Origin of the sequence: Streptomyces ficellus (assembly GCF_009739905.1) — a bacterium.
GTDB classification, from domain to species: Bacteria; Actinomycetota; Actinomycetes; order Streptomycetales; family Streptomycetaceae; genus Streptomyces; species Streptomyces ficellus_A.
The window spans coordinates 4,797,590-4,813,575 of the sequence record NZ_CP034279.1; the positions used below are offsets into that span (position 1 = coordinate 4,797,590).

A 15,986-nucleotide genomic window follows, 5' to 3' on the forward strand; every position below is an offset into this window, starting at 1 on the left:
GTCGGAAGGCAACCGTCCGGCGCGCGGAAGCGTCGTACGCACGTACGCTCGTGCGGCGGATGGGAGCAAGCGTGTTCGGTGGGGTGGCCATGGCCAGGGCAAGGCGACTGCTGGTGCAGATGCTCGCGGTGCTGGTCGCCGCGGGCTTCCTCGTCCTCGGCGGACCCGGCGCGCCACGCGCCGACGCGGCGGTCACCGCCTGCTCCGGACGCCTGGTCAAGACGGTCAAGTTCAGCACCGGCGAACTGCGCGTGTACAAGAAGCGCCAGTACGCCTGCGCCCTCACCGTCGCCAAGAAGCCCGGCGCCCGGCGCGCCATGTCGGTGTCCATCCAGCCGCGCGGCGGACGCGCCGCCGTCGACGTGGGCGCCTTCACCCGGCAGGCGGGGCCTGTGACCGTGTACGCCCTCAACCGCTGCGTCCGCGCGTCCGGCACCGTCGCCGGGCGGGGCGGCTCCACGGGCTGGATCCTGTGCTGAGCCGTATACCGGGCCGAGCGCCGGGCCGAGCGCCGGGCCGAGCACCGGGCCGAGCGCCGGACCGAGCACCGGGCCGAGCGCCGGGCCGGGCCAACAGGGGCTGGCGGCAACCACGTTGATCCCACTAGGTTCGCGGCGACCACCGCAAACCCACGTGGAGGGTGAATGCGCAAGGCGCTCACATGGCTGCTGTCACTCGTGGTGCTCATAGGCATCATGAGCGCGGCCGGAACGGCCACCGCCGCCGGCACCGCCGACAGAGGCACGACCCCCGACAGCGGCACGACCACCGACATCAAGGACCGAATCCTGGCCATCCCCGGGATGAGCCTGGTCGAGGAGAAGCCCTATCCCGGCTACCGCTACTTCGTCCTCACCTACACCCAGCCGGTCGACCACCGCGACCGCTCCAAGGGCACCTTCCAGCAGCGCCTCACCCTGCTGCACAAGGACACCACCCGCCCCACCGTGTTCCACACCAGCGGATACGCCGTCAGCACCCGTCCCTCACGGGCCGAGCCGACCCGGATCGTGGACGGCAACCAGGTCTCCATGGAGTACCGCTTCTTCACCCCGTCCCGTCCCCAGCCCGCCGACTGGTCCACACTGGACATCTGGCAGGCGGCCTCCGACCAGCACCGGATCTTCACCGCGCTGAAGCGGATCTACGACCGCAAGTGGCTGTCCACCGGCGCCTCCAAGGGCGGGATGACGGCCACCTACTACGAGCGCTTCTACCCGCGCGACATGGACGGCGTCGTCGCCTACGTCGCGCCCAACGACGTGGTGGAGAAGGAGGACTCGGCGTACGACCGGTTCTTCGCCACGGTGTCTACCAAGGAGTGCCGCGACCGGCTGAACGCCCTCCAGCGCGAGGCGCTCGTCCGCCGGGCGCCGCTCCAGGAGAAGCTCCGCACCTGGGCGGCGGCCGAGGGCGCGACCTTCACCACCGTCGGCACCCTGGACAAGGCGTACGAGGCGGTCGTCCTGGACTTCGTCTGGGCCTTCTGGCAGTACTCCACGGAGGCCGACTGCGCCTCGATCCCCGTCGCCGCCACCGCGACCGACCAGGCCGTCTACGACACCATCGACGCGCACTCCGGCTGGGCCGCCTACACCGACCAGAGCCTGGAGGCCTACACGCCGTACTACTACCAGGCCGCCACCGAGCTCGGCTCGCCCAGCCTGCGGCTGCCGCACCTCAAGGGCCTCACCCGCTACGGCTACCAGCCCGCCCGCAACTTCGTGCCGCGCGACATCCCGATGCGCTTCAAGCCCTGGGTCATGCGTGACGTCGACACCTGGGTGCGCCACCACGGCCGCGGCATGCTCTTCGTCTACGGCGGCAACGACCCGTGGGGCGCCGAGAAGTTCCGCATCGACAAGGGCGCGCGGGACGCGTACGTCATGACCGCGCCGGGCGCCAACCACGGCGCGAACGTCGAGGGCCTGACCGAGGCCGACCGGACGAAGGCCACCGCCCGCATCCTGGCCTGGGCCGGCGTCGCCCCGGCCGACCCGAGCCGCGCCGCGCCACTGAAGACGTTCGACCCGCGCCTGGACGAGCGGGAGCCGGCGAAGGAGATGACGCTGCGTCCGTAGACCGGACGGCGGTCCGCGGGCCGCGCGCGCACCGGTCACCGGTGTCGCGTGCGGCCCGCGGACCCCGTGCGTTACCCGTACCCCAGGCCGTAGCCCACCGGATACAGCACCCGGGCGGGATCGTCCGCCCGCTGCACGGGCACGGGAAGCCGTCCCTCCGGCCGCGCACGGCCCGCGATGACCCGGGCCGCGGCACGCAGCTCGACGTCCGTCCAGGAGTACGTGGCGAGCGTGGCACGCTGCCCGCTCAGGTGGGCGATGTCGTACGGATTGCGGATGGCGACCGTGACCACCGGGACGCCGGTGGCGGCGAGCCGCGACACCAGGGTGCGCTGGGCGCTGGACGCCGAGACGTTGTACGTCCCCACGACCACGGCGTCCTTGCCGGCCGCGGCCGCCACCGCCTCGTCGATCTTCGCGGCCGTCGGCGCCGTGCCGGTCGGCAGCACCGTGGTGGTGAAGCCCAGCGCGGCGAGGGCGGCGCCCAGAGTGGCGGTCGGCGGGCCGGTCGTCCCCGAGGGGGAGGCGACGTCGGCACCCACGACCAGGAGGTTCGGCCGTTCGGCGGCGCGCAGCGGGAGCAGAGCGCCCTCGTTGAGCAGCAGCGTGGTGGTCCGCTCGGCGATCCGGTCGGCGGTCGCGAGGTGCGAACGGGTGCCGACCGTGCGGTCGACGGCCCCGTGCGTGACGTAAGGGTCCCGGAACAGCCCCAGCCTCACCTTCAGGCGGAGGATCCGGAGAATCGATTCGTCGACGCGGGTCTCGCTGATCTCGCCGCCGCGCACCGCGTTCAGGACGGCGTGGAACGCCACGTCCAGCTTCGGCGGGTTGAGCAACTGGTCGCAGCCCGCCTTGAGGGCGAGGACCGGCACGCGGTCGTCGCCGTACTTGGTGCGGACGCCCTCCATGCCGAGCGAGTCCGTCACGACCACACCGTCGTAGCCCAGTTGCTCACGCAGGATGCCCGTCAGAATGGGACGGGACAGGGTCGCGGGATCCTCGGCCGGGTCGAGCGCCGGAACCACGATGTGAGCCGTCATGATCGAGTCGATCCCGGCGGCGATCGCGGCCCGGAACGGCGGCGCGTCGAGCGTCCGCCACTGCTCGCGGGTGTGGCTGATGGTCGGCAGACCGTAGTGGCTGTCGACGGACGTGTCGCCGTGCCCGGGGAAGTGCTTGGACGTGGCGGCCACCCCCGCCCGCTGGTAGCCGCCGACCTGGGCGGCGACCATCGCGGCCACGGCACCCGGCTCCGCGCCGAAGGACCGGACGCCGATCACCGGGTTCGCGGGATTGACGTTGACGTCGGCGACCGGGGCGTAGTTCTGGCGGATGCCCAGCGCCGCGAGCTCGGCGCCGGCGACCTGGGCGGCACGCCGGGCGTCGGAGCGCGACCCGCCCGCGCCGAGCGCCATCGCACCGGGCATCAGCGTGGCCGGTTCCCCTATCCGGGCGACGATGCCGTGCTCCTGGTCGGTGGAGATCAGCACCGGCACCGGCACCCGCGCGGGCCGGCCGAGCGCGGCGCGCTGGATGCCGTTCGACAGGTCGGCGATCTGGTGCGGGTCGCGGGTGTTGTGCGCCCACGAGAAGTAGATGATGCCGCCGACGTGGTACTTCGCGATCAGCTCTGCGGCGTTGCGGACCCCGATCTCCTTGAGGTTCGCGTCCACGTCGGCCTGGTCGGGCTCGGTGGCGGAGTGCCCGTACACCCGCATGACGAAGAGCTGACCGACCTTCTCCTCCAGGCTCATCCGCGAGACGAGCTGCTTGAGGCGGCGGTCGTCGGCGGCGGCCGCGGCGGGAACGGCGCCCCCGGACACGGCGGCGGCCGCGGCGGCGGCGGTGACGGCGAGGAGGGTGCGTCTGGAGGGGACGGAGGGGGAGGAGGAGGGGGAGTCGGTGGAGGTGGCGCGGTGGTGCATCGGTGCTCCTTCCGGCCATGCGGATGAAGGAAACTTCCAAGGAGTCACGGATAGCCGGAAAGTAACTGCCAGGTCAAGAACCCCAACGCGTCGTGGCCAATCGGTCCCGCCGGGCCCGCCCATCCCGTCGTGGGCAATCCTCCCGGGACTCCCATCCCCGTTGTGGGCAATCGTCCGGCCGGTCTCGTTGTGGGCAATCGTCCCGGGGGCTCCCTCCCCACCCACCCGTTGTGGGCAATCGTCCCGCTGGGGCGGGACGGGTGGGCACAACGGGACCGGGGCGGTGCCTGTTCTCGGTTCGCCCCGGTGCGGCTCGGTGGGCTGCCGGTGGGGGTGGGGCGTGGCCCCTCCGGGCTCGCCTCCTCGGGGCCGGCGGCCTCGGGTTACGAGTAGGGGAGCCGCGCCTGCGCCGCCGGTCCCCTGCGGGGGCGACCCTGCACGGCCCCGCCCCGGGCGCGTCGCCGGGTGCGGGACGCCGCGGGCGTCAGGTCAGCGTGGACAGGTGCTCGCGGCCCGCCGCGAGCAGGGGCGGGAGCTCCGCCGCCCCCGGGTGCCACCGCTTCTCGTACTCCCAGCTCACCCACCCCTCGTCGCCCACCAGCGCCAGGCACTCCGCGAGCGGCAGCACTCCCGCGCCGAGGGCCAGCGGAGTGGGGTCGTCCGTCGAGGCGACGTCCTTGACCTGGACGTAGCCGAGGTACGGCGCCAGCACCGCGTGTGTCGCCGTCGGGCGCTCGCCCGCCGACCAGGGGTGCATCACGTCCCACAGCGCGCCCACGTGCTTGTGGCCGACCGCGCCGACGATGCGGGCCACGTCCGCGCCCGTGCGGTGGGAGTCGTGGGTCTCCACCAGGATCCGTACGCCCAGGTCCGCCGCGATCTCCGCGGCGGCGCCCAACCGCCGGGCGGCCGTCGCGTCCGCCTCCGCCGGGTCCTGGTCGCCGCCGCCCGGGAACACCCGGACGTACGAGGCGCCCAGGTCGGCCGCGAGGTACAGCAACCGGTGCAGCTCCTCGTACACGGGCTCGTCGTCACCGGCCTCCGCCACGCGCGCGTACCCGGCGACCGTCAGGATCTCGACGCCCTCCCGGGCGAACTCCTCCACCACCGCCCGCCGCTCGTGGCTCACGAGCCCCGGATGCACCGGCTCCTCGGGGTGGGCGCGCAGCTCCACGCCCTGGTAGCCGCACCCGGCGGCCAGCCGGGCGACATCGGGGACCGGCATGCCGGGGACACCGAGGGTGGAGAAGGCGTACTTCACGGTCTGGACTCCTTCGTGCGGGGCGGGTCCGGTCTCACTCCCGTGGAACGTACCCGGCCCGCGCCCCCTCATGGCCGCGCCGTGGAGGAGCGGACCACGAGTTCGGCGCCGACGGTCGCGACACCGCCCGGCGGCGGGGCCTCCGTGCCCGTGGCGAGCCGCCCGGCCCGTGCCCCCGCCTCGTGCAGCGGAAGCCGCACGGTGGTGAGCGCGGGCGCCGCGTCCACCGAGAACGGCAGGTCGTCGAAGCCCGCCACGGAGACGTCGTCCGGGACGCGCCGTCCCTGGTCGCGCAGCGCGGCGCAGACGCCCAGCGCGACCGTGTCGTTGGCGGCGGCGATCGCGGTCAGGCCCGGTTCCCGCCGCAGCAGCTCCAGCGTCGCGTCGTACCCCGAGCGCCGGTCGTAGGAGCCGTGCGCGGTGAGCCGGTCGAGGCCGGCGGCCAGGCCCGCGTCCCGCATCGCGGAGAGGTGGCCCTCCAGGCGGTGGCGGGTGGTGGTGCGCTCGGCGGGGCCCGCGACGTACCCGATCCGTTCATGGCCGAGGGACAGGAGGTGCTCCGTCAGCCGGCGGGCCCCGCCGCGGTTGTCGAACGTGAGCGTGGCCGTGACCGCCGCCCCCGGCACCGGTGGCCGCCCGCACAGCACCACGCGGGTGCCGCCGTTCGTGAGTCTGGCCAGCTTGGCGGCCGTCGCCGCGGTGTGCTCCGGGTCGTCGACGGCGCCCCCGGTCAGGACGACGGCGGCCGCGCGCTGGCGCTGCAACAGGGTCAGATACGTCAGCTCGCGCTCGGGCGAGCCGCCGGTGTTGCAGACCACGGCCAGCTTCTCGCCGCCCGCCCGGCCCGGCGCCCCCTCGACCATGGCGTGCTGCGCGGCCCCCGCGATGATCCCGAAGAAGGGGTCGGCGATGTCGTGGACCAGGATGCCGACCAGGTCGGAGGTGGCGGCGGCGAGCGCACTGGCCGGGCCGTTCAGGACGTAGTCCAGTTCGTCGACCGCGCGCAGCACCCGCTCGCGGGTGGCGGCCGCGACCGGGTAGTTGCCGTTCAGGACGCGCGAGACGGTGGCCGGGGACACCCGGGCGCGTGCCGCCACGTCGGCCAGGGTGACTGTCATCGCGTTCCTCCGGGGGGTGCGGCCGGGACCCTTGTCCGGGTCGTTGGCGGCAGGCTAGCGTCACGCCTGGTAGAAAGCGCTTACTGTCGAGGGAGGGCTTCGTGACGCGCAGAACCGTGCGGATCGCCATGAACGGTGTGACGGGGCGCATGGGCCACCGGCAGCACCTGGTGCGTTCGATCCTGGCGATCCGCGAGCAGGGCGGCCTCGACCTCGGTGACGGCCGGGTCGTGTGGCCCGAACCCGTCCTCGTGGGCCGCCGCGAGCACGCCCTGCGGGAGCTCGCCCGCCGCCACGGCCTGACCGAATGGTCCACCGACCTCGACGCGGTCCTCGCGGACGGGACTGTCGACGTCTACTTCGACGCGCAGGCCACCTCCGCCCGCGCCGACGCGATCCGGAAGGCGATCGCCGCCGGCAAGCACGTCTACACCGAGAAGCCGACCGCCACCGACACCGCCGCCGCCCTGGATCTCGCCCGCCTCGCCCGGGCCGCCGGCGTCAGGCACGGGGTCGTCCAGGACAAGCTCTTCCTGCCGGGGCTGCGCAAGCTGAAGCGCCTGGTCGACGGCGGCTTCTTCGGCGAGATCCTGTCCGTGCGCGGCGAGTTCGGCTACTGGGTCTTCGAGGGCGACTGGCAGGAGGCCCAGCGCCCCTCCTGGAACTACCGCGCCGAGGACGGCGGCGGCATCGTCGTCGACATGTTCCCGCACTGGGAGTACGTCCTGCACGAACTGTTCGGCCGGGTGTGCGGCGTCACCGCCCACGTCACCACGCACGTCCCGCGGCGCTGGGACGAGGACGGCAAGCCGTACGCCGCGACCGCCGACGACGCCGCGTACGGCATCTTCCAGCTGGAGAGCGGAGCCGTCGCGCAGATCAACTCCTCCTGGGCGGTACGCGTCCACCGCGACGAGCTCGTGGAGTTCCAGGTCGACGGCACCCACGGCTCGGCCGTCGCCGGACTGCGAGGCTGCCGCGTCCAGCACCGCTCGGCCACCCCCAAGCCCGTGTGGAACCCGGACGCGCCTGTCACGGAGGCGTTCCGCGACCAGTGGCAGGAGGTCCCCGACAACGCCGGGTTCGACAACGGTTTCAAGGCCCAGTGGGAGCTGTTCCTGCGGCACGTGGTGCTGGACGAGCCGTTCCCCTGGGACCTGCTGGCGGGGGCGCGCGGCGTACAGCTGGCCGAGCTGGGCCTCAAGTCCTCGGCCGAGGGCCGCCGTTACGACGTACCGGAGCTGACCCTGTGACGATCCGGCTCCCGCACGGGCCCTACGAACCGCGCACCACGCCCCGGTCCTTCGGGCCCACGGGCTCCCCTCCGGTGTCCCGCACGGTCTTCGCCGCCGCCCATGTCGTGGCCGACCCGTACGCGGACGTCCCGCCCGGCTCCCCGGCCGCCGTCGACTGGGACGCCACCCTCGCCTTCCGCCGCCACCTGTGGGCGCACGGGCTGGGCGTCGCCGAGGCCATGGACACCGCCCAGCGGGGCATGGGCCTGGACTGGGCCGCCGCCGCCGAGCTGATCCGCCGCTCCGCCGCCGAGGCCAGGGCGGCCGGCGGCCGGATCGCGGCGGGAGTCGGAACGGACCAGCTGACCGGGCCGGCCGGCCGGGCAGCGGTCCGTGCCGCGTACGAGGAACAGCTCGCCCTGGTGGAGGACGCGGGCGCCCAGCCCGTCCTCATGGCCTCCCGCGCCCTCGCGGCGGCGGCCACGTCCGCCGACGACTACCTGGACGTGTACACCGGGCTGCTGCGCCAGGCCTCCGGGCCGGTGATCCTGCACTGGCTCGGCCCCGTGTTCGACCCGGCGCTGGACGGCTACTGGGGCTCGGCGGACCTGGACACCGCCACCGACACGTTCCTCAAGGTCGTCGCCGAGCACCCGGACAAGGTCGACGGCATCAAGGTGTCCCTGCTGGACGCGGGTCGCGAGGTCGACCTCCGCCGCCGCCTTCCCGAGGGGGTGCGCTGCTACACCGGCGACGACTTCCACTACCCCGAGCTCATCGAGGGCGACGCACACGGTTCCAGCCACGCCCTGCTCGGCGTCTTCGACCCGCTCGGCCCGCTGGCGGCGCAGGCCGTGCGGGTCCTGGACGCGGGGGACAAGGAGGGCTTCCGCGCGCTCCTGGACCCGACCGTCGCGCTGTCCCGCCACCTCTTCGAGGCGCCGACCCGCTTCTACAAGACGGGTGTGGTCCTGCTGGCCTGGCTGGCCGGCCACCAGGACCACTTCACCGTGCTCGGCGGCCTCCAGTCCGCCCGCTCGCTCCCGCACCTCGCGCGGGCGTACGAACTGGCCGACCGCCTGGGGCTGTTCCCCGACCCGGCGCTGGCGGAACACCGGATGAAGGCCCTGCTGTCGGTGTACGGGGGCGGGCGATGAGCGACCTGGCCCGCTTCAGCATCAACCAGATGACCGTCAGGCAGTTGCCGCTCCCCCGCCTGGTCGAGGAGTGCGTCCGGCTCGGTGTCCCGGGCGTCGGACTGTGGCGCGAACCCGTCGCGGAGTACGGCCTGGAGGCCACCGCCCAGCTCGTCCGTGACGCGGGACTGGCCGTCACCACCCTGTGCCGGGGCGGCTTCTTCACCACCGCCACCGACCTGGACGACAACCGGGCGGCCGTCGACGAGGCGGCGACCCTCGGCACCGACACCCTGGTCCTGGTCTCCGGCGGCCTCCCGCCGGGCGTCAAGGACCTCGCCGCGGCCCGCTCCCGCATCGCCGGCGCGCTCGCCGAACTCGTCCCGTACGCCGCCGGGCGAGGCGTCCGGCTCGCCATCGAACCCCTGCACCCCATGTACGCGGCCGACCGCTGCGCGGTTTCCACCCTGGACCAGGCCCTCGCGCTGGCCCGGCCCTTCGCGCCCTCCGAGGTCGGCGTCGTCGTCGACACCTACCACGTCTGGTGGGACGACCACGCCCCGGCGGCGGTCGCCCGCGCGGGCGCGGAGGGCCGCGTCCACGCCTTCCAGGTCGCCGACTGGACCACCCCCCTGCCCGCCGGCGTCCTCACCGGCCGCGGCCCGCTCGGCGACGGCGTCATCGACCTGCGTGCCTGGCGCGAACGCGTCGACGCGTCCGGCTACACCGGCCCCATCGAGGTGGAGCTCTTCAACGACACCCTGTGGTCCCGCGACGGCGTCGACGTCCTGGAGGAGACGGCACGGCGGTACGTCGAGCACGTCCTCTGAAGTTTTTCCCACCACCCGTACAACCCTTGGGCGGTGGCGGGGGTCGTACCTGTCATCGGGGCTTTCCGGGGGGAATCCGGGGGGATTCAGGGAAGTCCCGTGGGGGGACCACGCGGGGGCCCGGTCCGAGGACCGGGCCCCTTTGTCGTGCCGGGTGTCGTGCCAGTCCCGTGTCAGGGCGCTCAGTCGAGACAGAACTCGTTGCCCTCGACGTCCTGCATCACGAGACACGACTCGTTGTCCTCGTCGGCGGGCAGCAGCCGTACGCGCACCGCGCCGAGTGCCACCAGGCGGGCGCCTTCGGCCTCCAGCGTGGTCAGGCGCTCCTCACCGACGAGCCCGGTGCCCACCCGCACGTCGAGGTGCACCCGGTTCTTGCCGGCCTTGCCCTCGGGGACGCGCTGGAAGAACAACCGCGGTCCCGCGCCCGAGGGATCGACGCACGCGGACCACGCCCCCCGCTCCTCGGGCGGCAGCGAGGAGCGGAAGTCCTCCCACGTGCCGAACCCCTTCGGGGGCGGCGGCAGGACGTACCCCAGCACCTCGCACCAGAAGCGGGCCACGCGCTCGGGATCCGCGCAGTCGAAGGTGACCTGGAACTGCCTGATCGATGACATCGGCGCACCCTAGCAAGGGCCATTGCCGCGACGGCAGGGGTTTTCCACAGGGGCACCGCGCTGTCGGACCCGCCGGGTAGCGTCGGAGCATGTCCAGTCTGTCGGTGGTCGAAGGGGTCCTCGAGCGGATCACGTACGCCAACGAGGAGAACGGCTACACGGTGGCCCGGGTCGACACGGGGCGCGGTGGCGGGGATCTCCTCACGGTGGTCGGCTCGCTGCTCGGCGCGCAGCCGGGGGAGTCGTTGCGGATGGAGGGGCGTTGGGGGTCGCATCCGAGTTACGGCAAGCAGTTCACCGTGGAGAACTACACGACCGTCCTCCCGGCCACCGTCCAGGGCATCCGCCGCTATCTGGGCTCCGGACTGATCAAGGGCATCGGGCCGCGCATCGCCGACCGGATCGTGGAGCACTTCGGGGTCGGCACGCTGGAGGTGATCGAGCAGGAGCCCGCGCGGCTCGTCGAAGTGCCGGGGCTGGGGCCGAAACGGACGAGGATGATCGGCGCCGCGTGGGAGGAGCAGAAGGCGATCAAGGAGGTGATGGTCTTCCTCCAGGGCGTGGGCGTGTCCACCTCGATCGCCGTGCGGATCTACAAGAAGTACCAGGACGCCTCGATCTCCGTGGTGCGCAACCAGCCCTACCGGCTGGCCGCCGACGTGTGGGGCATCGGGTTCCTGACCGCCGACCGGATCGCGCAGGCGGTGGGGATACCGCACGACAGCCCGGACCGGGTGAAGGCCGGGTTGCAGTACGCGCTGTCGCAGTCCACCGACCAGGGGCACTGCTTCCTGCCGGAGGAGCGGCTGATCTCCGACGCGGTGAAGCTCCTCCAGGTCGACACGGGCCTGGTCATCGACTGCCTGGCCGCTCTGGCGGCCGACGAGGAGGGGGTCGTCCGGGAACAGGTCCCGGGCCCGGAGGGGCAGCCGCTGACGGCCGTCTACCTGGTCCCGTTCCACCGGGCCGAGGTCTCCCTGGCCGCCCAGCTCCAGCGGCTGCTGCGGACCGGTGAGGACCGGATGCCGGCCTTCCGGGACGTGGCCTGGGACAAGGCGCTGGCGTGGCTCGCCGACCGTACGGGTGCCGATCTGGCGCCCGAGCAGGAGGAGGCGGTGCGCCTGGCGCTCACCGAGAAGGTGGCCGTGTTGACGGGCGGCCCCGGGTGCGGCAAGTCGTTCACGGTCCGGTCGATCGTGGAGCTGGCCCGCGCCAAGAAGGCCAAGGTGGTCCTCGCGGCGCCCACCGGCCGGGCCGCCAAGCGGCTGGCGGAGCTGACCGGCGCGGAGGCGTCCACGGTGCACCGGCTGCTGGAGCTGAAGCCGGGCGGGGACGCGGCGTACGACCGGGACCGGCCGCTCGACGCCGACCTGGTCGTCGTCGACGAGGCGTCCATGCTGGACCTGCTGCTGGCCAACAAGCTGGTCAAGGCGGTGGCGCCGGGCGCCCACCTGCTGCTGGTGGGGGACGTCGACCAGCTGCCCAGCGTGGGCGCGGGCGAGGTGCTGAGCGACCTGCTGGCGCCGGACGGCCCCGTCCCGTCGGTGCGGCTGACCCGGATCTTCCGGCAGGCCCGGCAGTCCGGTGTCGTCACCAACGCGCACCGGATCAACTCGGGTCAGCAACCGCTGACTTCCGGGCTGCCGGACTTCTTCCTGTTCGTCGCCGAGGAGACCGAGGAGGCGGGCCGGCTCACGGTGGACGTGGCCGCCCGCCGCCTGCCGGCGAAGTTCGGCCTCGACCCGCGCCGTGACGTGCAGGTCCTGGCGCCGATGCACCGTGGCCCGGCAGGCGCGGGCGTCCTGAACGGGCTGCTCCAGCAGGCCGTCACCCCCGCGAGACCCGGCCTGGCGGAGAAGAGGTTCGGCGGCCGGGTCTTCCGCGTCGGCGACAAGGTCACCCAGATCAGGAACAATTACGAGAAGGGTGCGAACGGGGTCTTCAACGGCACGGTCGGCGTGGTCACCTCGCTCGACGTGGACGAGCAGCGGCTGACGGTGCTGACCGACGAGGACGAGGAGGTTCCTTACGACTTCGACGAGCTGGACGAGCTGGCGCACGCGTACGCGGTGACGATCCACCGCTCCCAGGGCAGCGAGTATCCGGCGGTGGTGATCCCGGTCACCACCGGGGCGTGGATGATGCTCCAGCGAAACCTGCTCTACACGGCCGTCACGCGCGCGAAGAAGCTCGTTGTCCTCGTGGGCTCACGCAAGGCGATCGGGCAGGCGGTCCGCACCGTCTCGGCCGGACGGCGCTTTACCTCACTGCGCCACCGGCTGAAAGGTGAGGTCCGGGTGGGAAACATCACCTGAGGATCACCCGGACTTTCGCAACCGGGGCGAAGGGGGCAGGATGAGCAGGTTGACGGCACTGAGTGCCGCCAAGCGGCCGAATGGTCGACCCCGAGTGCACTCTGCTGGGCCAAGTGGGGGATGGTAGAGACAGTCAGGGCACCTCGAAGAAGAGGCACTACGTCGGTGAGGGATGACGTGAGCGACAACTCTGTAGTACTGCGGTACGCGGACGGTGAATACACCTACCCGGTGGTCGAGAGCACCGTCGGTGACAAGGGCTTCGACATCGGGAAGCTCCGAGCCCAGACCGGTCTGGTGACCCTGGACAGCGGCTACGGCAACACGGCCGCCTACAAATCCGCGATCACCTACCTGGACGGCGAGCAGGGCATCCTGCGGTACCGCGGCTACCCCATCGAGCAGCTGGCCGAGCGCTCCACCTTCCTCGAGGTGGCGTACCTGCTGATCAACGGTGAGCTGCCGAAGGTCGACGAGCTGGCGGCCTTCCGCAACGAGATCACGCAGCACACCCTGCTGCACGAGGACGTCAAGCGGTTCTTCGACGGCTTCCCGCGCGACGCCCACCCGATGGCGATGCTGTCCTCGGTCGTCAGTGCGCTGTCCACGTTCTACCAGGACAGCCACAACCCGTTCGACGAGAAGCAGCGCCACCTGTCCACGATCCGGCTGCTGGCCAAGCTGCCCACGATCGCGGCCTACGCGTACAAGAAGTCGATCGGTCACCCGTTCGTCTACCCGCGCAACGACCTGTCGTACGTCGAGAACTTCCTGCGCATGACCTTCTCGGTCCCGGCCCAGGAGTACGAGCTGGACCCGGTCGTGGTGTCGGCCCTCGACAAGCTGCTGATCCTGCACGCGGACCACGAGCAGAACTGCTCCACGTCCACCGTGCGCCTGGTCGGCTCGTCGCAGGCGAACATGTTCGCCTCCGTCTCCGCCGGCATCTCCGCCCTGTGGGGCCCGCTGCACGGTGGCGCCAACCAGTCGGTGCTGGAGATGCTCCAGGGCATCAAGGCCGACGGCGGCGACGTCGACTCCTTCATCCGCAAGGTGAAGAACAAGGAGGACGGCGTCCGCCTGATGGGCTTCGGCCACCGCGTCTACAAGAACTTCGACCCCCGGGCGAAGATCATCAAGGCGGCCGCGCACGACGTCCTCTCCGCGCTCGGCAAGTCCGACGAGCTGCTGGACATCGCGCTGAAGCTGGAGGAGCACGCGCTCGCCGACGACTACTTCGTCTCGCGCAACCTCTACCCGAACGTCGACTTCTACACGGGTCTGATCTACCGGGCGATGGGCTTCCCGACCGAGATGTTCACGGTGCTCTTCGCGCTGGGCCGGCTGCCGGGCTGGATCGCCCAGTGGCACGAGATGATCAAGGAGCCGGGTTCCCGCATCGGCCGTCCGCGCCAGATCTACACGGGCGAGGTTCTGCGCGACTTCGTCCCGGTCGAGGGCCGCTGACGCCGGACGCCCCCCGGGCGCCGTACGCACGAGAAGCGCCCCGCCGCCGATCCCCCCACGGGTCGGCGAGCGGGGCGCTCCCCATATCCCCGGAACGGATTCCCCCCACGGGATCCGGGTCCGGGCGTCTGCCGGGTTGCAGCAGAAGCTCGCGGTGCGATCTGCCGGGGTACGTACGGGAGGGCCGCTCAAAGCTCCCCGGTGCACGTGCCCCGGCCAACGCTTGCCTGGGACGTCCCCCAAGACATCCCATGAACGTCCCCCAAGACGTTCCTGGCATCGCCCATTTAGACTCGCGAGCCGTCCAAATGGTTACCCCCAAATATCTGTGATCTAGGTCTCTTTGTGAAGGTCCTGTGAGTCACGTGAAGGTGAAATCACGGGGAGTCGAGCGGCGCGAGACCGACAGTCACCGGCAAAGGCGGACGAAACGCCGGGGGTGTGCGGCGCCGGGAAGGCGTGAGGGGTGGCGGTCAGGCCCGGCCGGCGAGCTCGTAACCCGCCTCGTCGACCGCCGCGCGCACCTCGGCCTCGTCCAGCGCGGTCTCGGAGACGACGGTGACCAGGCCGGACCCGGCGTCCGCCGTGACGGAGGTGACGCCGGCGAGGGCGGAGACCTCCTCGGTCACGGCGCCCTCGCAGTGGCCGCAGGTCATGCCCCGGACCTCGTAGACCGTCGTCACGCCGCCGGCCGCGGCCCCGGCCGCACTGTCGTGGCAGGAGCCGGCGGGGGAGCAGCAGGAGCCGGTCGCCTGGGGGAGCTCGGTCCTCGTCTCAGCGGTCATGGTGTTCTCCTCTACGGTCGGACTCGTGGTGCGGCAGGGGCGCACGGGAGCACCGTGGCGTCCTGGCGTACCACAGACTATACCCCTAGGGGGTATGAATTCCAGTAAGCCCGGGCCCGTGTGCCGTCTCCGGGTGCCCCCGGTGGACGGCCCATTCGCGGGCCAGGACCGACATGGAGAGCGAGTCGATCCACCGGCCCCGGTGCAGCAGCGCCTCGCGCTCCACGCCCTCCTGGACGAAGCCGACCTTCTCGTAGACGCGGATCGCGCGCGGGTTGAAGGCGAAGACGCCGAGGGAGACCCGGTTCAGGTGCAGGTGCTCGAAGGCGTGGGCGAGGAGCAGCCGGATCGCCTCGGTGCCGAGGCCCCGGCCGCGGCCCCGGGGCCCGATGAGGGTGCGGAAGTTGCAGCTGCGGTTCGGTTCGTCCCACTCGTTGAGGACGAGCTCGCCCACCACCTCACCGGAGGTCCGGTCGACCAGGGCGAGGTCCAGCCGGTCGGGGTGGTCGCCGCGGGAGCCGTACCAGGAGCGCAGGTACGCGGGGGAGAGCGGCGGCGCGTCCTCGGGAGTGCCGGTGAGGGTGAGGACCTCGGGATCAGTGAGGATCTCCGCGAACACGGCCGCGTCCTCCTCGGTGACCGGGCGCAGCACGACGTTGTCGCCGGTCAGGGTGGGTTTGCTGGAGAAGTCGGTCATCCGGTGATCCTCCGGCCCGGCGGGGGAGCGGGCAAGGGGATTACGCCGCCGGCCCCGCACCGGGGGCGGTGCGGGGCCGGGGTGCCGGGCCGGGGTGCCGGACCGGCGTGCCGGGTCCGGGCGGCGCGGGGGTGGGTGTCAGCTCGGGCGGCCGCGGTTGCCGGGGCGGTTGGCCACCCAGGTGCGGATCGTGTCCGCGTACCAGTACGGCTTCCCGCCCTCCACGTGGTCGGGCTGCGGGAGCAGGCCGTGCTTGCGGTACGAGCGGACCGTGTCCGGCTGCACCCGGATGTGCGCGGCGATCTCCTTGTAGGACCAGAGCCTTCTGTCCGTCATCTTGGGCACCTCCCTGCGCGCGCCGCGGGGCGGTCCGGGAGGGACCGTCGGGGGGCCGCGGCGCAGACGCTGGCGATCACTGAGCCAGTGCCCGTTGAACGACGCAGAGTGACGGGCCGGAAGGGCTTGTCGACCGGCTGTGACGGAAGACCCGCGTGACGGAGACATGTGTGACAGCGGTGA

14 protein-coding genes are annotated in these 15,986 nt (G+C 72.3%); 7 read left to right on the forward strand and 7 right to left on the reverse strand.

The features are described 5' to 3' along the window. The first annotated feature begins 59 nt into the window (after positions 1-59). Both EIZ62_RS21475 and EIZ62_RS21485 read left to right on the forward strand, forming a co-directional pair. Positions 60-479, forward strand: a complete 420-nt coding sequence (locus EIZ62_RS21475) for a hypothetical protein (protein ID WP_244375881.1) — start codon at positions 60-62, stop codon at positions 477-479. A 165-nt stretch (positions 480-644) separates the two neighbouring features. Beyond that, positions 645-2,081 (forward strand): alpha/beta hydrolase family protein, encoded by a 1,437-nt coding sequence (locus EIZ62_RS21485; protein WP_156694269.1) that lies wholly within the window; start codon positions 645-647, stop codon positions 2,079-2,081. Between the two features lie 71 nt (positions 2,082-2,152). Here the strand turns inward: EIZ62_RS21485 and EIZ62_RS21490 are convergent, their stop codons facing one another. The 3 genes from EIZ62_RS21490 to EIZ62_RS21500 all read right to left on the reverse strand — a co-directional run bounded on the left by EIZ62_RS21490 (position 2,153) and on the right by EIZ62_RS21500 (position 6,385). Continuing rightward, positions 2,153-4,006 carry a glycoside hydrolase family 3 protein gene (locus EIZ62_RS21490; RefSeq protein ID WP_156694270.1) on the reverse strand — a complete coding sequence of 618 codons (1,854 nt, stop codon included), beginning with the start codon at positions 4,004-4,006 and terminating at the stop codon, positions 2,153-2,155. A 484-nt stretch (positions 4,007-4,490) separates the two neighbouring features. After that, the gene (locus EIZ62_RS21495; RefSeq protein ID WP_156694271.1) at positions 4,491-5,267 is read right to left on the reverse strand and encodes a sugar phosphate isomerase/epimerase family protein; all 777 of its coding nucleotides are present in this window, start codon (positions 5,265-5,267) and stop codon (positions 4,491-4,493) included. A 68-nt stretch (positions 5,268-5,335) separates the two neighbouring features. Then, positions 5,336-6,385 (reverse strand): LacI family DNA-binding transcriptional regulator, encoded by a 1,050-nt coding sequence (locus tag EIZ62_RS21500; protein ID WP_156694272.1) that lies wholly within the window; start codon positions 6,383-6,385, stop codon positions 5,336-5,338. 101 nt (positions 6,386-6,486) lie between these two features. On the opposite strand from EIZ62_RS21500, the gene EIZ62_RS21505 reads away from it, so the two are divergent. From EIZ62_RS21505 to EIZ62_RS21515, 3 genes are read left to right on the forward strand one after another with little or no spacing between them, the layout of a single operon-like run. Next, positions 6,487-7,638 (forward strand): Gfo/Idh/MocA family protein, encoded by a 1,152-nt coding sequence (locus EIZ62_RS21505; protein ID WP_156694273.1) that lies wholly within the window; start codon positions 6,487-6,489, stop codon positions 7,636-7,638. Then, positions 7,635-8,777, forward strand: a complete 1,143-nt coding sequence (locus EIZ62_RS21510) for a dihydrodipicolinate synthase family protein (protein ID WP_156694274.1) — start codon at positions 7,635-7,637, stop codon at positions 8,775-8,777. Before EIZ62_RS21505 ends, EIZ62_RS21510 begins: the two co-directional genes overlap by 4 nt. After that, complete coding sequence (locus EIZ62_RS21515) at positions 8,774-9,586, forward strand: sugar phosphate isomerase/epimerase family protein (protein WP_156694275.1); 813 nt, start codon at positions 8,774-8,776, stop codon at positions 9,584-9,586. The genes EIZ62_RS21510 and EIZ62_RS21515 overlap by 4 nt, the downstream gene beginning before the upstream one ends. 182 nt (positions 9,587-9,768) lie before the next feature. Here the strand turns inward: EIZ62_RS21515 and EIZ62_RS21520 are convergent, their stop codons facing one another. Beyond that, complete coding sequence (locus EIZ62_RS21520) at positions 9,769-10,203, reverse strand: VOC family protein (protein ID WP_156694276.1); 435 nt, start codon at positions 10,201-10,203, stop codon at positions 9,769-9,771. Between the two features lie 89 nt (positions 10,204-10,292). Between EIZ62_RS21520 and recD2 the strand changes: the two genes are divergently transcribed. Continuing rightward, positions 10,293-12,518 (forward strand): SF1B family DNA helicase RecD2, encoded by a 2,226-nt coding sequence (gene recD2 / locus EIZ62_RS21525; RefSeq protein WP_156694277.1) that lies wholly within the window; start codon positions 10,293-10,295, stop codon positions 12,516-12,518. 177 nt (positions 12,519-12,695) lie between these two features. Next, complete coding sequence (locus EIZ62_RS21530) at positions 12,696-13,985, forward strand: citrate synthase (RefSeq protein ID WP_156694278.1); 1,290 nt, start codon at positions 12,696-12,698, stop codon at positions 13,983-13,985. Between the two features lie 473 nt (positions 13,986-14,458). On the opposite strand, the gene EIZ62_RS21535 is transcribed toward EIZ62_RS21530, so the two are convergent. The 3 genes from EIZ62_RS21535 to EIZ62_RS21545 form a co-directional block, all read right to left on the reverse strand. Further along, entirely contained in the window at positions 14,459-14,770 is a 312-nt protein-coding gene (locus EIZ62_RS21535; RefSeq protein ID WP_156694279.1) for a heavy-metal-associated domain-containing protein, read from the reverse strand. An 85-nt stretch (positions 14,771-14,855) separates the two neighbouring features. After that, positions 14,856-15,467: a GNAT family N-acetyltransferase gene (locus EIZ62_RS21540; RefSeq protein ID WP_156694280.1), complete on the reverse strand. Its 612-nt coding sequence runs from the start codon at positions 15,465-15,467 to the stop codon at positions 14,856-14,858. 138 nt (positions 15,468-15,605) lie between these two features. After that, a complete protein-coding gene (locus EIZ62_RS21545) occupies positions 15,606-15,803 on the reverse strand; it encodes a helix-turn-helix transcriptional regulator (protein ID WP_156694282.1) in 198 nt (65 codons plus the stop codon). Positions 15,804-15,986 lie beyond the last annotated feature (183 nt).

Excerpts from the sequence above, each read along its gene's own strand:
- EIZ62_RS21535 (WP_156694279.1), bottom strand. The coding sequence starts at position 14,770 with ATGACCGCTGAGACGAGGACCGAGCTCCCCCAGGCGACCGGCTCCTGC.
- recD2 (WP_156694277.1), top strand. The coding sequence starts at position 10,293 with ATGTCCAGTCTGTCGGTGGTCGAAGGGGTCCTCGAGCGGATCACGTAC.
- EIZ62_RS21490 (WP_156694270.1), bottom strand. The coding sequence starts at position 4,006 with ATGCACCACCGCGCCACCTCCACCGACTCCCCCTCCTCCTCCCCCTCC.
- EIZ62_RS21520 (WP_156694276.1), bottom strand. The coding sequence starts at position 10,203 with ATGTCATCGATCAGGCAGTTCCAGGTCACCTTCGACTGCGCGGATCCC.
- EIZ62_RS21485 (WP_156694269.1), top strand. The coding sequence starts at position 645 with ATGCGCAAGGCGCTCACATGGCTGCTGTCACTCGTGGTGCTCATAGGC.
- EIZ62_RS21515 (WP_156694275.1), top strand. The coding sequence starts at position 8,774 with ATGAGCGACCTGGCCCGCTTCAGCATCAACCAGATGACCGTCAGGCAG.
- EIZ62_RS21475 (WP_244375881.1), top strand. The coding sequence starts at position 60 with ATGGGAGCAAGCGTGTTCGGTGGGGTGGCCATGGCCAGGGCAAGGCGA.
- EIZ62_RS21500 (WP_156694272.1), bottom strand. The coding sequence starts at position 6,385 with ATGACAGTCACCCTGGCCGACGTGGCGGCACGCGCCCGGGTGTCCCCG.
- EIZ62_RS21545 (WP_156694282.1), bottom strand. The coding sequence starts at position 15,803 with ATGACGGACAGAAGGCTCTGGTCCTACAAGGAGATCGCCGCGCACATC.
- EIZ62_RS21540 (WP_156694280.1), bottom strand. The coding sequence starts at position 15,467 with ATGACCGACTTCTCCAGCAAACCCACCCTGACCGGCGACAACGTCGTG.